The 21515-nt window shown below is 72.2% G+C and carries 20 protein-coding genes; 13 read left to right on the forward strand and 7 right to left on the reverse strand.

Translation table 11 applies throughout. The features are described from left to right. The first annotated feature begins 5 nt into the window (after positions 1-5). Together ACFYTE_RS03760 and ACFYTE_RS03765 are read left to right on the forward strand one after the other, a co-directional pair. Positions 6-1349, forward strand: a complete 1344-nt coding sequence (locus ACFYTE_RS03760; protein ID WP_388704427.1) for a wax ester/triacylglycerol synthase family O-acyltransferase — start codon at positions 6-8, stop codon at positions 1347-1349. Positions 1350-1508: 159 nt separating this feature from the next. Then, positions 1509-3005 carry an SDR family NAD(P)-dependent oxidoreductase gene (locus ACFYTE_RS03765; protein ID WP_388704430.1) on the forward strand — a complete coding sequence of 499 codons (1497 nt, stop codon included), beginning with the start codon at positions 1509-1511 and terminating at the stop codon, positions 3003-3005. A 154-nt stretch (positions 3006-3159) separates the two neighbouring features. Here ACFYTE_RS03765 and ACFYTE_RS03770 read toward each other — a convergent pair whose 3' ends face one another. Then, positions 3160-3576 carry a hypothetical protein gene (locus ACFYTE_RS03770; protein WP_388704433.1) on the reverse strand — a complete coding sequence of 139 codons (417 nt, stop codon included), beginning with the start codon at positions 3574-3576 and terminating at the stop codon, positions 3160-3162. A gap of 460 nt (positions 3577-4036) precedes the next feature. On the opposite strand from ACFYTE_RS03770, the gene ACFYTE_RS03775 reads away from it, so the two are divergent. After that, entirely contained in the window at positions 4037-4213 is a 177-nt protein-coding gene (locus ACFYTE_RS03775; protein ID WP_388704435.1) for a hypothetical protein, read from the forward strand. 472 nt (positions 4214-4685) lie between these two features. Here ACFYTE_RS03775 and ACFYTE_RS03780 read toward each other — a convergent pair whose 3' ends face one another. Next, positions 4686-5399, reverse strand: a complete 714-nt coding sequence (locus ACFYTE_RS03780) for a FadR/GntR family transcriptional regulator (RefSeq protein ID WP_388704437.1) — start codon at positions 5397-5399, stop codon at positions 4686-4688. Positions 5400-5562: 163 nt separating this feature from the next. On the opposite strand from ACFYTE_RS03780, the gene ACFYTE_RS03785 reads away from it, so the two are divergent. From ACFYTE_RS03785 to ACFYTE_RS03815, 7 genes are all read left to right on the forward strand, one after another. After that, the gene (locus ACFYTE_RS03785) at positions 5563-6642 is read left to right on the forward strand and encodes a sugar ABC transporter substrate-binding protein (protein WP_388704440.1); all 1080 of its coding nucleotides are present in this window, start codon (positions 5563-5565) and stop codon (positions 6640-6642) included. After that, positions 6639-8141, forward strand: coding sequence for a sugar ABC transporter ATP-binding protein (locus ACFYTE_RS03790; RefSeq protein WP_388704442.1), 1503 nt, complete (start codon positions 6639-6641; stop codon positions 8139-8141). Before ACFYTE_RS03785 ends, ACFYTE_RS03790 begins: the two co-directional genes overlap by 4 nt. Further along, a complete protein-coding gene (locus tag ACFYTE_RS03795) occupies positions 8134-9159 on the forward strand; it encodes an ABC transporter permease (RefSeq protein ID WP_388704445.1) in 1026 nt (341 codons plus the stop codon). Before ACFYTE_RS03790 ends, ACFYTE_RS03795 begins: the two co-directional genes overlap by 8 nt. Positions 9160-9186: 27 nt before the next feature. Beyond that, entirely contained in the window at positions 9187-10527 is a 1341-nt protein-coding gene (locus ACFYTE_RS03800) for an enolase C-terminal domain-like protein (protein ID WP_388704447.1), read from the forward strand. Next, positions 10524-11288 (forward strand): SDR family NAD(P)-dependent oxidoreductase, encoded by a 765-nt coding sequence (locus tag ACFYTE_RS03805; protein WP_388704450.1) that lies wholly within the window; start codon positions 10524-10526, stop codon positions 11286-11288. Before ACFYTE_RS03800 ends, ACFYTE_RS03805 begins: the two co-directional genes overlap by 4 nt. Further along, positions 11285-12238: an aldo/keto reductase gene (locus ACFYTE_RS03810; RefSeq protein ID WP_388704452.1), complete on the forward strand. Its 954-nt coding sequence runs from the start codon at positions 11285-11287 to the stop codon at positions 12236-12238. Before ACFYTE_RS03805 ends, ACFYTE_RS03810 begins: the two co-directional genes overlap by 4 nt. Positions 12239-12374: 136 nt before the next feature. Then, the gene (locus ACFYTE_RS03815) at positions 12375-13214 is read left to right on the forward strand and encodes an amidohydrolase family protein (RefSeq protein WP_388704455.1); all 840 of its coding nucleotides are present in this window, start codon (positions 12375-12377) and stop codon (positions 13212-13214) included. Between the two features lie 218 nt (positions 13215-13432). Here the strand turns inward: ACFYTE_RS03815 and ACFYTE_RS03820 are convergent, their stop codons facing one another. Next, positions 13433-14854, reverse strand: coding sequence for a lipase maturation factor family protein (locus tag ACFYTE_RS03820; protein WP_388704458.1), 1422 nt, complete (start codon positions 14852-14854; stop codon positions 13433-13435). Positions 14855-15007: 153 nt separating this feature from the next. Here ACFYTE_RS03820 and ACFYTE_RS03825 point away from each other — a divergent pair, with 153 nt between their 5' ends. Together ACFYTE_RS03825 and ACFYTE_RS03830 are read left to right on the forward strand one after the other, a co-directional pair. Next, positions 15008-15541 (forward strand): hypothetical protein, encoded by a 534-nt coding sequence (locus tag ACFYTE_RS03825; RefSeq protein ID WP_388704461.1) that lies wholly within the window; start codon positions 15008-15010, stop codon positions 15539-15541. A 64-nt stretch (positions 15542-15605) separates the two neighbouring features. Next, positions 15606-16469 (forward strand): Fpg/Nei family DNA glycosylase, encoded by an 864-nt coding sequence (locus tag ACFYTE_RS03830; protein ID WP_388704464.1) that lies wholly within the window; start codon positions 15606-15608, stop codon positions 16467-16469. 187 nt (positions 16470-16656) lie between these two features. On the opposite strand, the gene ACFYTE_RS03835 is transcribed toward ACFYTE_RS03830, so the two are convergent. From ACFYTE_RS03835 to ACFYTE_RS03845, 3 genes are all read right to left on the reverse strand, one after another. Beyond that, complete coding sequence (locus ACFYTE_RS03835; RefSeq protein ID WP_388704466.1) at positions 16657-17310, reverse strand: anti-sigma factor family protein; 654 nt, start codon at positions 17308-17310, stop codon at positions 16657-16659. 164 nt (positions 17311-17474) lie between these two features. Beyond that, positions 17475-17990, reverse strand: coding sequence for a hypothetical protein (locus ACFYTE_RS03840; protein ID WP_388704469.1), 516 nt, complete (start codon positions 17988-17990; stop codon positions 17475-17477). Between the two features lie 134 nt (positions 17991-18124). Next, entirely contained in the window at positions 18125-18673 is a 549-nt protein-coding gene (locus ACFYTE_RS03845) for a sigma-70 family RNA polymerase sigma factor (RefSeq protein WP_388704471.1), read from the reverse strand. 231 nt (positions 18674-18904) lie between these two features. Between ACFYTE_RS03845 and ACFYTE_RS03850 the strand changes: the two genes are divergently transcribed. Continuing rightward, a complete protein-coding gene (locus ACFYTE_RS03850; protein ID WP_388704474.1) occupies positions 18905-20059 on the forward strand; it encodes a CapA family protein in 1155 nt (384 codons plus the stop codon). On the opposite strand, the gene ACFYTE_RS03855 is transcribed toward ACFYTE_RS03850, so the two are convergent. Then, the gene (locus ACFYTE_RS03855) at positions 20046-21476 is read right to left on the reverse strand and encodes an amino acid permease (RefSeq protein ID WP_388704476.1); all 1431 of its coding nucleotides are present in this window, start codon (positions 21474-21476) and stop codon (positions 20046-20048) included. The two genes, ACFYTE_RS03850 and ACFYTE_RS03855, sit on opposite strands and share 14 nt — an antisense overlap. Positions 21477-21515 lie beyond the last annotated feature (39 nt).

The raw sequence follows: 21515 nt of genomic DNA on the forward strand, positions 1-21515 counted from the left end.
AACCATTGACATCCCACCTGCTCGCACCTCTCGACCTTGCGTTCTGGAACATCGAGTCCGCCCTGCACCCGATGCACCTGGGTGCGCTCGGTGTCTTCGCCACGCACTCGCCCACCGCCGCCGCGCACGCCGCCGACCTGCTCGCCGCCCGCGCCGCCGCCGTGCCCGGGCTGCGCATGCGCATCCGGGACGTGTGGCAGCCGACCGGCTCCCCGCTGGCCCTCCCGCTCGCCTTCGGCGGCGCGGCCCGCGAACCCGACCCCGGCTTCGACCCCCTGAACCATGTGCGCCTGCACGCCCCCACCGACGACTTCCAGGCCGTCGCGGGCCGGCTGATGCAGCGTCCGCTGGAACGCGGCCTGCCGCCCTGGGAGGCACACGTCCTGCCCGGCGCGGACGGCGTCTCCTTCGCCGTGCTGTTCAAGTTCCACCATGCGCTGGCCGACGGCCTGCGGGCGCTCAAGCTCGCCGCCGGCGTGCTCGACCCGGTGGACCTGCCGCAGCGCGGCCCCCGCCCCGCCGCCCCGCCGCGCCGCACGGTGCCCGATGTGCGCAGACTGCCCGGCCTGCTGCGCGGCGCCCTGTCCGACGTCGGCCGCGCCCTCGACATCGGCGCCTCCGTGGCCCTGTCCGGCCTGGGCGTGCGCTCCTCCGCCGCGCTCGCCTCCGCCCCCAGCGGCACCCGCCGCACCGCGGGCGTCGTCCTCGACATCGACGACGTGCACCGGGTCCGCAAGACCGCGGGCGGCACCGTCAACGACGTCCTGATCGCCGTCGTCGCGGGCGCCCTGCGGCGCTGGCTCGACGAGCGCGGCGACGGCAGCGAGGGGGTCGCGCCGCGCGCCCTGATCCCCGTCTCCAAGCGCCGCCCGCGCACCGCGCACCCCCAGGGCAACCGGCTCTCCGGGTACCTGATACGGCTTCCCGTGGGCGAGCCCGACCCGCTGTGCCGCCTCGGCACGGTGCGTGCCGCGATGGACCGCAACAAGAACGCGGGACCCAACCGGGGCGCGGGCGCCGTCGCGCTGCTCGCCGACCACGTGCCCGCCCTCGGGCACCGGCTCGGCGGACCGTTCGTCGGTCAGGCAGCCCGGCTCTGGTTCGACATCCTGGTCACCAGCGTGCCGCTGCCCGGTCTCGGCCTGCGGCTCGGCGGCCACCAGCTGGCCGAGGTCTACCCCTTCGCCCCGCTCGCCTCCGGCCAGTCGCTGGCGGTCGCGATCTCGACGTACCGCGGCCGTGTCCACTACGGACTCGTCGCCGACGCGCGGGCCGTGCCCGACCTCGACCGGCTGGCCCGGGCGGTGACCGACGAGGTCGACGCCCTGATCACGGTCTGCGAGGCCTGAGCACGGCGGGCGGGCCCCGATCGCCGCGGCGCCCGGCCCCGTGCGCCGCGGGCCCAAAAGGCCCGGGTTTGGCGGTGCGGCCGGGCGCTCCGTAAAATTCCGCGTTCGACGGCGGGCGCGACCGGAGCGCCGCGCGGTGATCAGGGAAACGGCAGCGCGATGACGGTGACACAGGACGGCCCGGCGGCTCCCGAAGGGGCGCTGGAGCCCGGTGACGAGGCGGCGTACGGTCCGGGCATCGACCCCGAACGCCTCGCCGTGTGCCTCAGCGTGCTGGCGGAACTCGACCGGATCGAGGTCGACCACCCCGACGCGGTCAAGGTGCGCCGGGCCACCTCGCAGATCTACCGCACGGTCAAGCAGCGCCGCCGTCAGGAGCGCCGGGCCGCCAAGACCGCCCACGACAAGGCGGTCACGGAGGCCACCGCGACCGGCTCCGCCCAGCGCATCGACGACGAGACCGAAGGCATCCTGCCCTCCTCGGCGACGCAGGCGGGCCGGATCGCGGGCGTGCTCCAGCGCCCGCGCTCCTGCTACATCTGCAAGCAGCGCTACGCCGAGGTCGACTACTTCTACCACCAGCTGTGCCAGGAGTGCGCCGCCGAGAACCGGGCCCGCCGCGACGCCCGCGCCGACCTCGCAGGCAAGCGGGCGCTGCTCACCGGCGGCCGGGCCAAGATCGGTATGTACATCGCGCTCAGACTGCTGCGCGACGGCGCGCACACGACGATCACGACGCGGTTCCCGAACGACGCGATCCGCCGTTTCAAGGCCCAGCCCGACAGCGACGAGTGGATCCACCGGTTGAAGATCGTCGGCATCGATCTGCGTGACCCCGCCCAGGTGGTGGCGCTGGCCGACGCGGTCGCCGCCGAGGGTCCGCTGGACATCCTGATCAACAACGCGGCGCAGACGGTGCGCCGCTCCCCGCAGGCCTACAGCGAGCTGGTCGCCGCCGAGTCCGCCCCGCTGCCGGCCGGTGAGCTGCCGGCCGCCGAGGTGATCGGCGCCTTCGGCTCGGGCGCGGTCGCCGCGCTCCCGGTGGCCGGCGGCGGCGCCCTGACCGCCGCGGACGTGACCGGCCTGGCGCTCGTCTCCGGCTCGGCGTCCCTGGAGCGGATCGCGGCCGGTACGGCCATCGACGCCGGCGGGCTGGTCCCCGACCTGCACGACACCAACAGCTGGATCCAGTCGGTGGACGAGGTCACGCCGGTGGAGCTGCTGGAGGTCCAGCTGTGCAACTCGACGGCCCCGTTCATCCTGATCAGCCGGCTGCGCCCGGCCATGGCGGCCTCTCCGGCCAGGCGGACGTACGTCGTCAACGTCTCCGCCATGGAGGGCGTCTTCAGCCGCGGCTACAAGGGTGCCGGGCATCCGCACACCAACATGGCCAAGGCCGCGCTCAACATGCTCACCCGCACCAGCGCCCAGGAGATGTTCGACAAGGACCGCATCCTGATGACGGCCGTGGACACCGGCTGGATCACCGACGAGCGCCCGCACCCCGACAAGGTCCGCCTCGCCGAGGCCGGCTTCCATGCCCCGCTGGACCTGATAGACGGCGCCGCCCGCGTCTACGACCCGATCGTGCGCGGCGAGGCCGGCGAGGACGTGTACGGCGTCTTCCTGAAGGACTACGCCCCCGCCAAGTGGTAACGCCCCACGGAAAGCGCCCCGAAAGGGGCGCGGGGAACTGCGCGCCCAAGCGCGATGCTCCCGCAGTCGATCGACGGCCGTTGCGCCCCAAAAGGGGCGTGGGGAACTGTGCGGCCGGCCACGATGCACCCGCAGTGGACCGACGACCTACCGCTCAGGCGGAGCGACCGTCACGGCCGACGCCCGGCGCGAGCCGGGAGTACCGGGCCGCGATCAGTTCGAGCACTGTGCGCCAGTCCTCCAGCACCCCCGCGTCGAAGGCGGCGGTCCGGCCCTCCTCGACCGCGTGCTGCAGCCGCAGCAGATCGTCGTCGGCCGCAGGGCCGCGATGCCGCACCAGACCGTATACGCGCTCCCCGAGCAGCGGCCGTACGGCCTCCGCGGCGCGCGTCGCCTGCCCTGTCGGGTCGCCCGGTCCGAGCAGTTGCCCGATGCCGTGCACCAGCCCCGCCACCTGGAGTTCCTTGTCGGCGGGGCGGGTACGGCGCAGCAGCGCGGCGGTGCGCAGCGCGTGCTCGTACCGGCAGGCGTACAGCAGATCCATCAGCTCCTCGACGCTGCGCAGCTCCATGCGTCAGTCCTCCTGCGAGACAGCCGTTGCCTTGTGTCAGCAGATCATGGAGAGCTTGCGACTCGGCCAACAGGACTTGAACTGCACAGCGCCGGGTTCCTGTGTTCGATCGTTGCTTCGAACGGGTGATCCCAAGAGGCGCGTTACGTTACAAACAGGGTCAAATTGCTGTCGGCTTGGCGCGGAGTGACGCGCGAACGTTACAGCTTGTTTGCACTCCCGATCGAGCGGACCCCCGCTCATTTGGTTAACCTGGGGTGAGGCGGACGACAACACCGGGTCCCATCCACACCCCCAGTCCGTCCGGGGCCGACCGGTCCATCACGGCCGGCTTTGTAGCGAGTACCGGCGCCACCGCGTCCGAACTGGCCTTTCATCCAGACCCGAGCGGGCGTCGAGCGCCGGAGACGCACACTGGCCGACACGCCCCGAGGGTGACCCGACACATAAGGAGTGCGCGGTGACACCGGAGAAGACGAAGCACGAGCAGCGTCCCAAGGAACGCCCGGAGCGGTCGGGTGGGCGCAGGCCCGGACAGCTCGGCAGCCTCGACGTGTGGGCCCGGTCGGCCCCGATCCGCCTGGCGGGTTACGAGGACGACCTGGCCGAGCCCCACATCCTGCCGAGCGTCGACTGATCAGAGGGGCGTCCGGCGCGGTCGCCCGACGCATGGGCGTGCGAGACTCACGCCCATGCTGATCAGAGACGCCGTGCCCGGCGACTGCCCGCGAATCTGACCGTTCTGGCCCCGCATCGCCACCGCCGGCCGGCCCGCGAACGACGACCGTGCCGCCCCGTGAGGACCGCGGGGAACGGCACGAGCAGCCACAATGCACCCGCAGTCGATCGACGACGGTGTTGCCCCGTGAGGGGCGCGGGGAACGGCGCGAGCAACCCCGATGCACCCGCAGGCGAACGACGACGGTGTTGCCCCGCCAGGGGCGCGGGGAACGGCGCGATCAGCCACAACGCACCCGCACTCGAACGACGGCCTTACCGCCCCGTGAGGGCCCGCGGGGAACGGCGCGAGCAACCACCACGTACCCGCGCCCGAACAACGCTCCCCCCGAGGGGGAAAACACACGCCCAGCCCAACGCACCCGGAGCTTTCACGCCCCACCCAGCGGAGCGCTCTGCGTCTTGAGCCATTCCTCCACCTCCCCCACATGCGCCGCCGCCGCGGCCCGCGCCGCCTCCGGGTCGCGGGCCGCCAGCGCGCGGTGGATGGCGGCGTGTTCGCGGCGGGTGCGGGCGAAGGCGCCCTCCTCCTGGTAGCCGCGCCACACGCGGGCGCGGAACGTGCGCGAGGACAGGCCCTCCAGGATGGCGGCCATGGTCTCGTTGCCGGCCGCGCCGGCGATCTCCCGGTGGAAGGCGAGGTCGTGGGCGAGGATCTCCTCGGGGTCGTCGGTCGCGTTCATCGCGGTCAGGTGCTTCTCCACCTCGGCGAGCCGGTCCGGGGTGATGCGCGCGGCGGCCATGGCCGTCGCCGTGGACTCCAGGATCCGGCGCACTTCGAGCAGTTCGACCAGGCGCGGGCCGCGTGACAGGTCGGCGACGACCCCGAAGGTCTCCAGCAGGTCCCCGGCCTCCAGCGCCGTGACGTAGATGCCGGAGCCGTGGCGGGCCTCCAGCACGCCGAGGACGGTCAGCGCGCGGATCGCCTCGCGCATCGAGCTGCGGGAGATGCCCAGTTGAGCCGCGAGATCGCGCTCGGTGGGCAGCCGCTGGCCCGGCGCCAACCGGCCCTCGGCGATCATCGCCTTGATCCGCTCGATGGCGCGCTGTGTCACGGTGCCCTTCTGTGGGGCTGTCTCGTCCACGCCACTCCTCCTGTCACCGGTGCGCCGCAGTCTAACCACGTATGTGGTCGGACCACTACGGCCGAATCGCGGGAAAGGCGGCCTCACAGGGGTGTTGTGGAGCCCAAGTGGTCTGATAAGTATGCGGGCATCTGCCAGAACACGCTCGATGAGGAGCCTTCAGATGCGCGGCGGAACACTGCGGACCCCGAGAAAGCGGAACCGGTCACGGATCATCGGCGCGACGGCCCTGGCGGCCGGTGCCTCGCTCGTGCTCGCCGCGTGCGGCAGCACCGAGGACGGCGGCCCCTCCGGCGCGGCGGGCGGCGGCACCGGCAAGGTGGGGGTGATCCTGCCGCTGCTGACCTCGCCGTTCTGGCAGTCGTACAACGACTACGTGCCGAAGATGGCCGAGTCGGAAGGCGTCGACGTACTGAAGACGGTCAACTCCAACAGTGATCCCTCCCAGCAGATCACCGACATCAACAACGAGCTGAACCAGGGCGTCAAGGGCCTGGTCGTCGCCCCGCTGGACAGCGCCGCCATCGAGGCCGGGCTGAACCAGGCCGCACGCAAGGGCGTGCCCGTCGTCGCCGTCGACGTCGCCCCCGACAAGGGCAAGGTGGCCATGGTCGTCCGCGCCGACAACGTGGCCTACGGCCAGAAGGCCTGCGAATACCTCGGTCGGCACATCACCGGCGGCAAGGTCGTGCAGATCATGGGCGACCTGGCCTCGGTCAACGGCCGCGACCGCTCCGAGGCCTTCCGGACCTGCGTGCGCAAGAAGTACCCGGAGCTGAAGGTCCTGGAGATCCCCGCCGAATGGGAGTCCGACACCGCGGCCGCCAAGCTGGACACCCTGCTGAACACCCACCCCGACATCAAGGGGATCTATCTGCAGGCCGGCGGCGTCTATCTGGCCCCCACCCTGCAGACCCTCAAGTCCAAGAAACTGCTGAGGCCGGCGGGCCGCGAGGGACACATCGTCATCGTCTCCAACGACGGCATCCCGCAGGAGTTCGACGCCATCCGCAAGGGCGAGATCGACGCCACCGTCTCACAGCCCGCGGACGCCTACGCCCGGTACGGCATGTACTACATCAAGGCCGCGATGGAGGGGAAGACGTTCGGGCCCGGACCGACCGACCACGACTCCACCATCGTGAAGCTGCCCAGCGGCATCCTGGAGGACCAGTTGCCCGCGCCCCTGGTCACCAAGGAGAACGTCGACGACCCCGAGCTGTGGGGCAACACGGTCAAATGAGCACCCCACTCGCCACCCCCCTCGTGGAAGCGCAGGGCATCGTCAAGCGCTACGGCCCCACCGTGGCCCTCGCCGACGGCCGGCTCACCGTGCTGCCCGGCGAGTCGCACGCCCTCGTCGGCCGCAACGGCGCGGGCAAGTCCACCCTCGTCAACATCCTCACCGGACTCCAGGCCCCCGACGAGGGCACCGTCCGCTTCGACGGCGAGCCCGCGCCCCCGCTCGCCGACCGGGACGCCTGGCGGCGCCGGGTCGCCTGTGTGTACCAGAAGCCCACGGTCGTCCCGGAGCTGACCGTCGCCGAGAACCTGTTCATCAACCGGCAGCCGGTGAGCCGCGGGTTCATCAGCTGGCGCCGGCTGCGGACCGAGGCCGCCGCGCTCCTCGACACCTGGGACGTACGCGTCGACCCCGAGGCGCGCACCGCCGACCTCAAGGTCGAGAACCGTCATATGGTCGAGATGGCAAGGGCGTTGAGCCTTGGCGCCCGGTTCATCGTGCTCGACGAGCCGACCGCCCAGCTCGACAACCGGGAGATCGAGCGGCTGTTCGCCCGGATGCGGGCGCTCCAGGACTCCGGCGTCACCTTCCTGTACATCTCGCACCACCTCCAGGAGGTGTACGAGGTCTGCCACACCGTCACCGTGCTGCGCGACGCCCGCTGGATCGTCACCGCCCCCGTCGCCGACCTGCCCCGGGCGGACCTGGTGGAGGCCATGGCGGGGGAGTCCGTCGCGGACCGGGAGCACCCGCACGGGACGGTGGCCGCCGACGCGCCCGTCGTGCTCGACGTCCGCGGGCTCACCTCCGCCGCCTACACGGGCGTCGACCTGACCGTGCGCCGCGGCGAGGTGCTCGGGCTCGCCGGCACCAGCGGCAGCGGCAAGACCGAGCTGGCCGAGTCCCTGGCCGGGCTGCACACCCCGACCGCCGGCTCGGCCCGGATCGAGGGACGCGACCTCCCGTTCGGCGACGTGCGGGCCGCGCTGCGGGCCGGTGTCGGCTGCGTGCCCCGGGACCGGCACGTACAGGGCCTGGTCCCCGGGATGTCCATCGGCGACAACACCACCCTGACCGTCCTGGACCGGCTCGGCCGCCTCGGCTTCGTCGGCACCGACCGCAGGCGCGGCTTCGCCGGCGAGCTGATCGAGCGCCTCGACATCCACACCGAGGGCCCCGAACAGCCCGTCTCCGACCTGTCCGGCGGCAACGCGCAGAAGGTCGTCATGGCCCGCGCCCTCGCCTCAGGCCCGCGTCTGCTGGTCCTGATCAATCCGACCGCGGGCGTCGACGTGAAGTCCAAGGAGTCCCTGCTGGCCCGCATGGACAGCGCCCGCGAGGACGGCACCGCGGTGCTCGTCGTCTCCGACGAACTGGACGACCTGCGCCGCTGCGACCGCGTCCTCGTCCTCTTCCACGGCCGCATCGTCGCCGAGCACCCGGCCGGCTGGCGCGACCACGAGCTGATCGCCTCCATCGAAGGAGTGGACCATGGCTGACACCAAGGCCGCGCCCGTCGAACCGGTGCGGCTGACCGACGCCGGTCCTGCGCGGGCCGTGCTGGTGCGCCGGGCCCGCGAACTCGCGCTGGTTCCCGCGCTGTTGCTGTTGCTCCTGCTCGGCGCCGTGCTCAACGACGCCTTCTTCACCGAGGCGACCCTGATCTCCGTCCTGGCCTCGTCCGCCGCGTTGGCGATGGTGGTGCTCGCCGAGTCGCTGGTGCTGATCACCGGCAAGTTCGACCTGTCACTTGAGTCGGTGGTCGGCATCGCGCCGGCGGTGGCGGCACTCCTGGTGCTGCCGGCCGCCCAGTCCGGCTGGGACACGCGGTTCCCCGCGCCGGTGGCCCTGCTGGCCATCCCCCTGGTGGGCGCGGCTATCGGTGCCGTCAACGGCGTCCTCGTGGTGAAGGCGAAGCTGAACGCGTTCATCGTCACCCTGGCCATGCTGATCATTCTGCGCGGACTCCTCGTGGGCGCCACGAAGGGCAAGACGTTGTTCGGCATGCCGGACGCGTTCTTCTCCGTGGCCACCACCACGTTCCTGCGCATCCCGCTGTCCGTCTGGCTCGCCGCTGTGGCGTTCGCCGTTGCCGGGCTGGTGCTGAAGTACCACCGGGTGGGCCGGTCGTTGTACGCGATCGGCGGCAATCTGGAAGCGGCCCGCGCCGCGGGCATCCGCGTCGACCGGGTCCGCCTGTGCGTCTACGTCGTCGCCGGGGTGCTCGCCTCGATCGGCGGCCTCATGTACACCGGCTACGTCGGCGCGATCGGCGCCAACCAGGGCGAGAACATGATCTTCACGGTGTTCGCGGCGGCCGTCATCGGAGGCATCAGCCTGGACGGAGGGCGCGGCACCATGTTCGGCGCCCTCACCGGTGTTCTCCTGCTGGGCGTGGTCAAGACCATGCTCACCATGGCCCAGGTGCCCTCGTTCTGGATCGACGCCATCTACGGCGGAATCATCCTGCTCGCTCTGATGATCGCCCGCCTGACCACGGGCCGCGCCCAGGACTGACCCCCGCCACCGACCGAAAGGCACTCCGTGTCCCCGAGCCCCGCCCGCGTCACCGCGGTCGACACCCACGACATCCGCTTCCCGACCTCGCGCGAGCTGGACGGCTCCGACGCGATGAACCCGGACCCCGACTACTCGGCGGCGTACGTCGTGCTGCGCACCGACGCCGCCGACGGGCACGAGGGGCACGCGTTCACCTTCACCATCGGGCGGGGCAACGATGTCCAGGTCGCCGCGATCGGCGCGCTGCGGGACCACGTGGTCGGCCGCGTGGTCGAGGAGATGTGCGCAGACCCCGGGTCGCTCTTCGCGGACCTGATCGGGGACAGTCAACTGCGCTGGCTCGGGCCGGAGAAGGGCGTGATGCACATGGCGATCGGCGCCGTCGTCAACGCCGTGTGGGACCTCGCCGCCAAACGGGCCGCCAAGCCCCTGTGGCAACTGCTCGCCGACGCCGAACCCGAGTGGATCGTGCGGCAGATCGACTTCCGCTACCTCACGGACGCGCTCACCCCCGACGAGGCGCTGGACCTGCTGCGCCGCGGCCGGGCCGGCGCCGAGCGGCGGCGGGCCCGCCTCCTGGAGCGCGGCTACCCCGCCTACACCACCTCCGCGGGCTGGCTCGGTTACGACGACGAGAAACTCTCCCGGCTCGCCGCACAGGCCGTCGCCGACGGCTTCCGGCAGATCAAGCTGAAGGTCGGCGCCGACCTGGACGACGACGTACGGCGCTGCCGCGTCGCCCGCTCCGTCGTCGGACCGGACATCCGCCTGGCCATCGACGCCAACCAGCGCTGGAACGTCGACGAGGCGATCCGCTGGACCCGGGCCCTCGCCGAGTTCGACCCGTACTGGGTGGAGGAGCCCACCAGCCCCGACGACGTGCTCGGTCACGCGGCGATCCGCCGGGCGGTGACCCCCGTCAAGGTGGCCACCGGCGAGCACGTCCACAACCGCATCGTCTTCAAGCAGATGCTCCAGGCGGGCGCCCTCGACATCGTGCAGATCGACGCGGCCCGGGTCGGCGGCGTCAACGAGAACCTGGCGATCCTGCTGCTCGCGGCCAAGTTCGGCGTCCCCGTGTGCCCGCACGCGGGCGGCGTGGGCCTGTGCGAACTCGTCCAGCACCTGTCGATGTTCGACTATCTGGCGGTCTCCGGCAGCACCGACGAACGGGTCATCGAGTACGTCGACCATCTGCACGACCACTTCCTCGACCCGGTGGTGGTCCGCGCGGGCCACTACCGGGCACCCACCGCGCCGGGCTTCTCGGCAGCGATGCGGCCCGAGTCCATCGCGCGTTACACATACCCCGGCGGCACCTTCTGGGCCGCCGACCCCGACACCCGGAAGGGACAGGCTGCATGAGTGACTTCGAGGGGCTGACGGCCCTGGTGACCGGCGGCGCGTCCGGGATCGGCCGGGCCACCGCCGAACTCCTCGCCGAGCGCGGCGCCCGGGTCGCCGTCCTCGACCTGGACCCGCGGTCCGTCACGGAGCCGCTGCTCGGCCTGCGCGCCGATGTCACCGACGACGCCTCGGTGCGCGCCGCGGTCAACGCCGCGGCCACGGAACTCGGCGCCGACGGCACCCTGGACGTCCTCGTCAACAACGCCGGCATCGGCGCCCAGGGCACCGTCGAGGACAACACCGACGACGAGTGGCACCACGCCTTCGACGTCAACGTCCTCGGCATGGTCCGCACCGCCCGCGCCGCCCTGCGGTACCTGCGCCGCTCCCGGCACGCCGCCGTCGTCAACACCTGCTCGATCGCCGCCACCGCGGGACTGCCGCAGCGCGCCCTGTACAGCGCCACCAAGGGCGCCGTGCTCTCCCTGACCCTCGCCATGGCCGCCGACCATCTGCGTGAGGGCATCCGCGTCAACTGTGTCAACCCCGGTACGGCGGACACCCCGTGGGTCGGCCGGCTGCTGGACGCCGCCGACGACCCGGCGGCCGAACGCGCCGCCTTGGAGGCCCGCCAGCCCACCGGCCGCCTGGTCTCCGCGGCCGAGGTCGCCGGCGCCATCGCCTATCTGGCGAGCCCGCTGTCCGGCGCCACCACCGGCACCTCCCTCGCCGTCGACGGCGGCATGCAGGGCCTGCGGCTGCGCCCGGCGGGCCGGTGAACACCCTCGGACGCAGCGGCGTCCCGGTCAGCCCGCTGGCCCTCGGCACCGCCGGCCTCGGCAACCTGTACACCACGGTCGACGACGCGCAGGCGCACGAGGCGGTGGCCGCGGCCTGGGAGCGGGGCGTCCGCTACTTCGACACCGCCCCGCACTACGGCCTCGGCCTGGCCGAGCGCCGCCTCGGCGCGGCCCTGCGGGACCTGCCCCGCGACCAGTTCACCGTCTCCACCAAGGTGGGCCGGCGCCTTGAGCCGTCGACCGCGGGCGGCGACGACCTCGCGAACGGCTTCGCGGTGCCCGCGACCCACCGCCGCGTGTGGGACTTCAGCGCCGACGGCGTCCGCCGCTGCCTGGAGGCCAGCCTGGACCGGCTCGGCCTCGACCGGGTGGACGTCGTCTATCTGCACGACCCCGACGACCACGCCGAGCAGGCCTTCCGCGAGGGCTATCCCGCCCTTGAACAGCTGCGCGCCCAGGGCGTGGTGGGTGCGATCGGCGCCGGCATGAACCAGACGGAGATGCTCACCCGGTTCGTCCGTGACACGGATGTGGACGTGGTGCTCTGCGCGGGCCGCTACACCCTGCTCGACCAGCGCGCCCGGACCGAACTGCTGCCGGCCGCCGCCGAGCGGGGCGTGTCGGTCGTCATCGGCGGCGCCTTCAACTCCGGCCTGCTGGCCGACCCGAAGCCCTCGGCGACCTACGAATACGCCCGCGCGCCCGGCGCACTGCTCGACCGGGCGCTGCGCATGAAGGCCGCCGCCGACCGGCACGGGATCACCCTGAGGGGCGCCGCCCTGGCGTTCTGCGCCGCGCACCCGGCCGTCGCCGCCGTCCTGGTCGGCGCCCGCTCCGCTGCGGAGGTCCGGGACTGCGCCGACCGGTACGCCACACCGGTGCCGGACGGATTCTGGCGGGAACTGCGGGACACCGGCCTGCTGCCATGAGGCCATGAGGCCATGAGGCCATGAGGCCATGAGGCCATGAGGCCATGAGGGAGGGACGTCATGAACACCGAGGAGGAGCCGTCGTGAGAGCCGCCCCGCCCACCGAGCCGCGCCCGCACCGGATCGCCGAGCTGCCATGACGGTGGACGCCCATCACCACGTGTGGGACCTCGCGGTGCGCGACCAGGACTGGATCACCGGCCCCGAACTGAGGCCGATCCGGCGTACCTTCACGGTCCAGGACCTGGAACCGCAGGCCCGCCGGTGCGGCGTGGACCGGACCGTGCTGGTCCAGACGGTCACCGTCGCCGAGGAGACCCCCGAGCTGCTGGCCCTCGCCGACGGCCATGAGCTGATCGCGGCGGTCGTCGGCTGGACCGACCTCACCCGCCCCGATGTCGCCGACGAACTCGCCCGGCTGCGTGAACTGCCCGGCGGCCGGTACCTGAAGGGCATCCGCCACCAGGTCCAGGGCGAGCCCGACCCCGAGTGGCTGCTGCGCCCGGACGTCCGCCGGGGCCTGGCCGCCGTGGCCGACGCGGGCCTGGTCTACGACCTCGTCGTCCTGCCCCATCAGCTTCCGGCGTGCGCCCGGGCCGTGGCGGCGCTGCCCGGGCTGACCTTCGTCCTGGACCACCTGGGCAAACCGCCCATCGTCTCGGGCGAACCCGGGCCCTGGACGGCGGACCTCGGGGCCCTCGCCGCGCTGCCCAACACGGTCGCCAAGCTCTCCGGCCTGGTCACCGAGGCCGACCCGGCATCCTGGACGACCGGTGACCTGCGCCCGTACACGGAAGCGGCCCTGGCCGCCTTCGGACCCGACCGCCTGATGTTCGGCTCCGACTGGCCGGTGTGCACGCTGGCGGCGCCGTACGGCCGGGTGCTCGCCGCGGCCCGGGAACTGACCGCCCACCTCGGCGCGGCCGAGCGCACCGCCGTCTTCGAGGGCACCGCCGCCCGCGTCTACGGCATCTGAGCCCTCGCCGCCGCCTGCGTGTGCGGCGTGTGGGCCCTCGCCGCCGCCTGCGTCTGCGGCGTGTGGGCCCTCGTTGTCGGCCGTGTCTGCGGCGTGTGTGCCCTCGCTGCTGGCCGCGTGTGCGGCGTGTGAGCCCTCGCTGCCGCCTGCGTCTGCGGCGTCTAGGCCCTTGCTGCTGGCCGCGTGTGCGGCGTGTGGGCCCTCGTTGTCGGCCGTGTCTACCGCGTGTGAGCCCTCGCCGCCAGCCGGGTCGGCGGCAGGAACTCCCGCACGTACGTCCGCTCCCAGCAGGCGCCCGTCTCCCGCAGCTCGCGCCACGTCGTGTACCGGTAGCGGAAGAGGCGGGCGCGGACGTAGCGCGGCGGCCGGTCCGGCGGGAACGGCGAACGGCGCAGCAGCCGCAGCGTGTCCCGGTCGTTCTCCAGGAGCCGCTCCACCAGGCCGCCGAACCAGTCCCCGGCGTAGGCGGGTGACAGCGCCGCGAACCACATCAGCCAGTCCAGCCGCAGATGGTAGGGGGCGAACTGGCGCGGCCAGCGCCGCGGGTCGCCCGGCTTGCCCTTGAACTCGTACTCCCGCCACCCCTCGTCCGCCCGCGGCACCGCATCCAGCGTGCCCTCGACCACCACCTCGTAGCGGACCCGGCCGACGCTGCCGAACGCGCCGTAGGTGTTCACCAGGTGCAGCGGGTCGAAGGAGCGGTTCATCACCTGGCGGCGGGAGACCATGTTCAGCACCGGGCGGTAGCTCAGGAACACGAGCAGCGCGGCGGCGGCGAGCACCACGCACACGTACCACAGCGGGGCCGCACCCACCGAAGGGGGCGAGCCGGGGAAGCGGATCGCCGACAGCGCCAGCACGATGGTGATCCAGTTCAACCAGGAGAAGTTGCCGGACAGCACCAGCCACAGCTGGGTGACGATCATCAGGGACGCGGCGACCGTCGCCACCGGCTGCGGGGCGAACAGCAGCAGGGGCACCACGAGTTGGGTGACGTGGTTCGCCGCCGCCTCCACTCGGTGCAGCGGCCCGGGCAGCCGGTGGAAGAACCAGCTCAGCGGGCCCGGCATCGGCTGGGTCTCGTGGTGGTAGTACAGGCAGGTCAGCTTCCGCCAGCAGGGATCGCCGCGCATCTTGATCAGACCCGCGCCGAACTCCAGCCGGAACAGGATCCAGCGCAGCAGGAACAGCACCACCACCGGCGGCGCGACCTCGTCGTTGCCCAGGAACACGGCGAGGAAGCCGACCTCCAGCAGCAGCGACTCCCAGCCGAACGCGTACCACGTCTGGCCGACGTTGACGACCGACAGATACAGCGCCCAGGGCACCAGCCACAGGGTCATCGCGCCGGCCGTGGGAAGCAGCGAGTCCGCTCCCGCGAGCAGCGCCGCCGAGACGGCGCAGCCCGCCCAGCAGCAGGCCGCGAAGAACCGGTCGGAGTAGTGCAGGTGGAACAGGCTCGGCGCGCGCCAGAAGCGCACCCGGGCCACGAACCGGGGGACCGGCAGCATGCCCCGCTCCCCGATCAGGGCGCGGAACTGGAGGGCGGCCGTCAGGAACGCGACGAGGTACACGGCGGCCAGAGCCCGCTGGAACACCAGTCGGCTCAACCAGTACTCGGATGCGGTGAACCAGTCCACGGCCCCGTGCTCCCTCCTCGGTGCCCGCCCGCGGGCGGGCGCATCACTGTGCGTACCGCGTCGCTGCGTTTGCGTAACCCGGGCGGGTGGTGCGGACAATGGTGTCAAATGACCGAATGTCCCAACCGGGTCTGAATGATGTCGGAGAACACGGTGCGGATACCCACCGGAACCATCCTCACGGTCAGTGTGCTCTCGGTGCTCTCGGCGGTGCCGCTCCTCGCCGGATGCGGCGCCGACGACGGCCGGGTCACCCGTACGGCTAGGCCGGCCGTGCCCGCCGCCGTACCAGCCGACCCTGATTCGCTGCCGCGCACAGCGACCCCGACGCCGGACGTCGGTCCCACCGGCGACGGCCCGCGCACCCCGGCGCCGACCTGCACGCCCCGGACGGCGTCCCCCGCCCCGGATGCGAGCGCCAGTGCGGGCATAGCCGCGGCGGACGCCGCAGCCGCGGCCCGGCCGGGCCCGGCCGACTGCATCCGGGCCACCCGATCGGCCCCTACGGCCATCCAGTCGGTTTCGCCGCCCGCCTCGAAGCCGGGCAGTTCCCCGCGCACCGACGAGGGCGGACCCGAAACCGTCCCGGAAGCGCCCGACCTGCCCGACGGCGGCGGTCTGGCCCCAGACGACACCGCCGTCACCGACGCGATCTTCGACAGCCCCACCGGCGTCCTCGGCGGCTGACGGCAGGCCGTGTGGGGCGTGGAGGCGCGGGGCGGCGGTTGGGACCCGGTGGCACCCTGGACCTATGCCGGAACTCCCCGAGGTGGAAGCGCTCAAGGACTTCCTGACCGAGCACCTGGTCGGCCGCGAGGTCGTCCGGGTGCTGCCGGTCGCGATCAGCGTCCTGAAGACCTACGACCCGCCGGTGTCCGCGTTCGAGGGCAGCGAGGTGACGGCCGTGCACCGGCACGGCAAGTTCCTCGACATCGAGGGCGACACGGGCCTGCACTTCGTGACGCACCTGGCCCGCGCGGGCTGGCTGCAGTGGAAGGACCGGCTGCCCGACGGTCCGCCGCGCCCCGGCAAGGGCCCGCTCGCGCTGCGGGCCGCCCTGGCGGACGGCGCGGGCTTCGACCTGACCGAGGCCGGCACCCAGAAGCGGCTCGCGGTGTACCTGGTACGGGATGTGCGGGAGGTGCCCGGCGTGGCCCGGCTCGGCCCCGACCCGCTCGCCGACGACTTCGACGAGGCCCGGCTAGCCGCCCTGCTGACGAGGGAACGGCGGCAGCTCAAGGGTGCGCTGCGGGACCAGAGCCTGCTCGCCGGCGTGGGCAACGCCTACAGCGACGAGATCCTGCACGCCGCGAAGATGTCCCCGTTCAAGCTCGCCGCGTCCCTGACCCCGCAGGAGACCCGGCGGCTGTACGAGGCGCTGCGCAGCACCCTGACGGAGGCGGTCGACCGCTCCCGGGGGCTGGCCGCCGGGCGGCTCAAGACGGAGAAGAAGAGCGGACTGCGGGTGCACGGCCGCGCCGGGGAGCCCTGTCCGGTCTGCGGCGACATCATCCGCGAGGTGTCGTTCAGCGATTCGTCGCTGCAGTACTGTCCGACCTGCCAGACGGGCGGCAAGCCGCTGGCGGACCGCAGGATGTCGCGCCTGCTGAAGTAGTTTCCGCAGGTGGGGGTGTTGAAGCCGTCGTTCGGCTGCGGCGGTGTTGTGGCTGGTCGCGCAGTTCCCCGCGCCCCTATGGGGTGCTGCTCGTGGTGTTCGGCTGCGGCGTCGTTGTGGCTGGTCGCGCCCGCGCGGCGGAGCCGCATGTCGATACAGCCTCGCGCCCCTTGGGGCGCTGGTTTGGTCAGGGGGATTTCAGGGTTACCAGGTGGTCGCCTGCGGTGGTGCGTACCTCGTAGTGGTCGATTTGGTCGGGGGGCATCGCGGAGGCGCCCCGCAGGGTGTTCGTGCCGGCGTCGTGGTCGGGCACCGTCCAGCTGGTGAGGATCTGCTCGGTGCCGTCCTCGCCGACCGCGACCAGGCGACAGGAATGCGGGCCCGCCCCGTCCCTGACCTTCAGCTCGACCTCGGTACCGTAGGCCTCGCCCTCGCTGGTCAGCTGCGCCCACACACCGGAGTCCGGGTCGGTCGTCGCCGTGACCCGTACGGACGCCGTCCCGTGCCCGGCGTAGACGGCGATCCCGGGACCGGCGACGGCGAACACCACGGAGGCGGCCAGGCCGTACAGCAGGCGTCGGCGGCGCGCCCGGTGGCGTGCCGTGACCTCGGCGAGCAGCCGGTCGAGCAGCCGGGGGCCCGGCTGGGCCAGGGGGTGCACAACGCGCGGTGTGGCCCGCCGGTACAGCATCAACTGCCGTGCCGCAGCGCCGAATTCGGTCATGTGTGCCGTGCAGCTGGGGCACTCCATGAGGTGGTCCTCGAAGCGGAAGGCCTCCGCCTCGTCCAGCACGCCGAGCGCATAAGCGCCGACGTCGCGATGCCTTTCCAGGGACCTCATGCCGAATCCTCGTGCCGTTGGGTGCGGGTGGGGTGACTGCGTGCACCCACCGGTACGCACCGGACAGCCGAATCACTCAAGCCACGTCCACAATCGCCGCCCCAGGGGACAACCCAGGGATTCGGAGCGGTCCGGCCCGCGGATTGGTCCGACGGCGAAGAAGCTCAGAAAAGGTGGATGGCGAGGTGGCCGAGGGGCAGCCCGAGCCGCCAGGCGGGGGTCCACACCTTGGGCCCGTCCTCCTCGGCGACCACCGGGCCGCCGCCCGGCACCGCGTCCAGGTCGGGGGCGAGCAGTTCGGTCTCCTGGAGCCAGCGCCACGCCTTTGCGGCGAGGTCCAGGTCGGGCGCGGGGCTGCCGGAGGCGATCGCCGCGCCGGCGAGCTGGGCCATGCGCTCGCGCACCCAGTCCTGCCAGGGCTGGTCGTACGCCGTCAGCGACAGCCAGGTCTCCAGCTGGGAGACGACCCGGATGCCGGAGAGTTCGCCGTCGGTGTCGGACAGGAAGACGGTCAGCGCCAGCGCGTCCCGGCCGGCCCGGAACTCGAAGGACGTGGGTGGCATCAGATCGCCGGTCCGCAGCAGTTCGTCGGCGATGTACTCGGCATAGAACCAGGCCACGGGGACCGTCAGCGCGCCGCCGCCGGTGCCGTCCGTGCTCTCTTGACCTCTGTGCAGCATCCCGTCCTGCCTTCCTCCGGTACGTGCGCGTCGCCCGAACCCCGCCCCGGTCCGGAACACGGATGAAGACAGCTGATTGCTCCAACGGGGTCCGCAGCAAGGCGCTTTACCGAGGTTTGACCCAGGACCCGGTTTCACCGCAGGTCGGGCGCGTATCCCGGCAGAACCCGGCGCAGGGCGCGCAGCGCGTAGTACGCGCGGGACTTCACCGTACCGGGTGGGATTCCCAGCGTTTCCGCGGCTTCCGCCACACTCGCCCCTTGGAAATACACGAGCACCAGTACTTCACGGTGTTCCGGAGTGAGTGTCTTCACAGCCTCGCGGACATCCAGGGTGGCGGCCGACCGCTCGGCGTGGTCGGCGCACACCCGCGCGTTCTCCAGGATCGCGTCGCCGACCTCCGGCGGTCGCGCCTGGCGGGCCCGCCGCGCGTCGATCGCGAGCCGCCGGCCCACGGTCAGCAGCCAGGGCCGCACCGAGTCGAAGGCGTCGGCGCGCAGCGCCTCGGGGTGCTGCCAGGCGCGTACGAAGGTCTCCTGCACCAGGTCCTCGGCACGTTGCCGGTCCCCGTCGCACAGCCGCAGCAGCAGCGCGAAGAGCGGTCGGCCGTGCTCGCGTTGCAGCGCGGCCAGCTCGTGCTCGGCGGTCGTCGTCCCGTGGTCAAGGGTGGTTCCGGCCGTCATGGGCATATGGCAGCGCAGGGTCCGCCGACGGGACAGGGTGCGCACAGGGATCTGCGACGGACGGTCGATCGCGTCGGCGAACGGTTCGGCGAACGGTCCGTCACGGCCCGTCACGGACACCGGACGGGTTAAAGAGGGCCACCGGGTTGTTTGGGGCGGCCGTCATCTTCGTACTCATTTGTCTGTAAATACGAAACGTGACGGTGATTCGAGACCATCCGGGATGAGCCGATGATCGCACGCAGACGCCAGGTCGCCCTGGCCCTGACCGTACTCCTCACGGCTGCCGCCGCCTGCTCGGCCGAGGCCCGCAAGCAGCCGGCCGCGCCCGCACACCCGGCGCCGACGGCGGCGGCCCGCGGCTTCACCCTCGTCGCCTCCGGCGACGTCCTGCCGCACACCTCCGTGATCGAGCGGGCCAACTTCGACGCGGGCGGCGCCGGCTACGACTTCCGCCCGATGCTCGCCGGTGTGCAACCGGTCGTCAACCGCGCCGACCTGGCGCTGTGCCACATGGAGACCGTGTATGGCGCGAACGGTGACTACACCGGTTACCCCGCCTTCAAGTCCCCGCCGCAGATCGCCCCCAGCCTCGCCGCCACCGGCTACGACGCCTGCTCCACGGCCTCCAACCACGCCCTGGACGACGGCGCCGAGGGCGTCGCCCGCACGCTGGACGCCATGGACCGGGCGGGCCTGCGGCACTCCGGAACGGGGCGTACCGAGGGGGAGGCCCGCGCGGCCACCCTCATGCAGGCGGGCCCGGCCCGGGTCGCGCACCTGGCGTACACCTACGACACCAACGGCTTCTCGCCGCCGGCCGGGCAGCCCTGGGCGGTCAACCTGATCGAGGAGGCCCGGATCGTCGCCGACGCCCGCGCCGCCCGGAAGCAGGGCGCGGACGTGGTCGTCGTGTCCCTGCACTGGGGCACCGAATGGCAGGACGACCCCGACGACCGGCAACTCGCCCTCGCCAAGCGCCTCACCGCCTCACGGACCGCCGGCCGCCCCGACCTGGACCTGATCATCGGCACCCACGCCCATGTCCCGCAGGCGTACGAGAAGGTCAACGGGACCTGGGTCGTGTACGGCATGGGCGATCAGATTGCCGGCGAGATGTACAACCGGCAGGGCCTCCAGGACCCGCGCGGCAACCAGTCCACGCTCGCCCGCTTCACCTTCTCCCCGCCCGCCCGGCCCGGCGCCCGCTGGGAGGTGACCCGCGCCGAGTTCGTCCCGCAGCTGTACGACCTCGACGCGGGCCGCGTGGTCAACCTGAACGCGGCCATCGCCGACGGCGCCGAGCTGACCACCGTGCGCGACCGGATCCGGGACGTGGTGCTCGCCCGCGGCGCCGCCAAGGACGGCCTGGTCATGGGGGAGTGACCCGACCCGGCCCGGCGAGCGCGGAGCGCCGGTAGGAGTACCCGAAGTAGACGACCACCCCGACCACGAACCACACCGCGAACCGCACCCAGGTCTGCCACTGCAGGAACGTGATCAGCCAGATCGAGAAGACGACGCCCAGCGCCGGTACGAACGGCATCCACGGCGTACGGAAGGTGCGCGGCAGATCCGGCCGCCGGTAGCGCAGCACGATCACCGCCGTGCACACCACCACGAACGCCAACAGGATGCCGATGTTGGTCAGTTCGGCCGCCTCACCGATCGGCAGGAACCCGGCGATGGCGGCCGAGGCCACCCCGACGATCCAGGTCACCCGTGTCGGCACGTGCCGCGTCGGGTGGGTCTTCGCGAACCACTTGGGCAGCAGACCGTCCCGCGACATGGAGAACCACACCCGGGTCACGCCCAGCATGAACGTGAACATCACCGTGAGGATGCCGATGATCGCGCCCACCGCGATCACATCCGCCAGTCCGCTCAGGCCCACCGACTTGAACGCCGTGGAGAAGCCGCTCGCCTTGTCGATGTGCCGGTAGTTCTGCATTCCGGTCAGCACCAGGCAGGCCGCCACGTACAGCACCATCGAGATCGCGAGCGAGTAGACGATCGCCCTCGGCATGTGCCGCTGCGCGTCCTTGGACTCCTCGGCGGCCGTGGACATGGCGTCGTAGCCGAAGACCGCGAAGAACACGGTGGCCGCGCCGGTGAACGCCCCGCCGATGCCGTACGGGAAGAACGGGTGGTAGTTGGCGGTGGTGACGTGGAAGACGCCCACACCGATCACCAACAGCACCACCAGCACCTTCAGCACCACCACGATCGTCTCGAAGCGGGCCGCGCTGCGGATGCCGAGGGTGAGCAGCCAGGCGATGAGCAGGCACAGCACTGCGGCGAACAGATCCACCCGGTGCCCGGCCCCGGTGCCGGGCGCCCCCAGCATCCAGGCCGGCAGGTTCGCGCCCATCTCCTCGACCAGGAAGCTGAAGTAGCCGGAGATGCCGATGGCGACCACCGCGACGATCGCCGTGTACTCCAGCAGCAGGTCCCAGCCGATGAACCAGCCCGCGAACTCGCCGAGCACCGCGTAGCCGTAGGTGTAGGCGGAGCCCGCCTTCGGGATCAGGCCGGCGAACTCGGCGTACGACAGGGCCGCGGCCGCGCTGGCGAGACCGGCGATGAGGAAGGAGACGACCACCGCGGGACCCGCCACGCCGCCCGCCACCGTGCCGGCCAGGGTGAAGATGCCCGCGCCGATGATGCCGCCCACGCCGATCGCGGTGAGCTGCCACAGGCCGAGCGATCTCGCCAGCCGGGGGCCCTCGCCGATCTCGGTGTCCTCGATGTGCTCGATGGGTTTGCGGCGGAGAATGCCCTCACCCGGCCGGATCTTGGCCATGTGCCTCACCTCTTCACCTACGGCGAACGGCTGACGGCG

The organism is Streptomyces sp. NPDC004629 (assembly GCF_042873595.1).
Taxonomy (GTDB): Bacteria; Actinomycetota; Actinomycetes; order Streptomycetales; family Streptomycetaceae; genus Streptomyces.

Excerpts from the sequence above, each read along its gene's own strand:
- ACFYTE_RS03855 (WP_388704476.1), bottom strand. The coding sequence starts at position 21,476 with ATGGCCAAGATCCGGCCGGGTGAGGGCATTCTCCGCCGCAAACCCATC.
- ACFYTE_RS03765 (WP_388704430.1), top strand. The coding sequence starts at position 1,509 with ATGACGGTGACACAGGACGGCCCGGCGGCTCCCGAAGGGGCGCTGGAG.
- ACFYTE_RS03835 (WP_388704466.1), bottom strand. The coding sequence starts at position 17,310 with ATGAGGTCCCTGGAAAGGCATCGCGACGTCGGCGCTTATGCGCTCGGC.
- ACFYTE_RS03805 (WP_388704450.1), top strand. The coding sequence starts at position 10,524 with ATGAGTGACTTCGAGGGGCTGACGGCCCTGGTGACCGGCGGCGCGTCC.
- ACFYTE_RS03785 (WP_388704440.1), top strand. The coding sequence starts at position 5,563 with ATGCGCGGCGGAACACTGCGGACCCCGAGAAAGCGGAACCGGTCACGG.
- ACFYTE_RS03850 (WP_388704474.1), top strand. The coding sequence starts at position 18,905 with ATGATCGCACGCAGACGCCAGGTCGCCCTGGCCCTGACCGTACTCCTC.
- ACFYTE_RS03795 (WP_388704445.1), top strand. The coding sequence starts at position 8,134 with ATGGCTGACACCAAGGCCGCGCCCGTCGAACCGGTGCGGCTGACCGAC.
- ACFYTE_RS03770 (WP_388704433.1), bottom strand. The coding sequence starts at position 3,576 with ATGGAGCTGCGCAGCGTCGAGGAGCTGATGGATCTGCTGTACGCCTGC.
- ACFYTE_RS03815 (WP_388704455.1), top strand. The coding sequence starts at position 12,375 with ATGACGGTGGACGCCCATCACCACGTGTGGGACCTCGCGGTGCGCGAC.
- ACFYTE_RS03845 (WP_388704471.1), bottom strand. The coding sequence starts at position 18,673 with ATGACGGCCGGAACCACCCTTGACCACGGGACGACGACCGCCGAGCAC.
- ACFYTE_RS03840 (WP_388704469.1), bottom strand. The coding sequence starts at position 17,990 with ATGCTGCACAGAGGTCAAGAGAGCACGGACGGCACCGGCGGCGGCGCG.
- ACFYTE_RS03790 (WP_388704442.1), top strand. The coding sequence starts at position 6,639 with ATGAGCACCCCACTCGCCACCCCCCTCGTGGAAGCGCAGGGCATCGTC.
- ACFYTE_RS03830 (WP_388704464.1), top strand. The coding sequence starts at position 15,606 with ATGCCGGAACTCCCCGAGGTGGAAGCGCTCAAGGACTTCCTGACCGAG.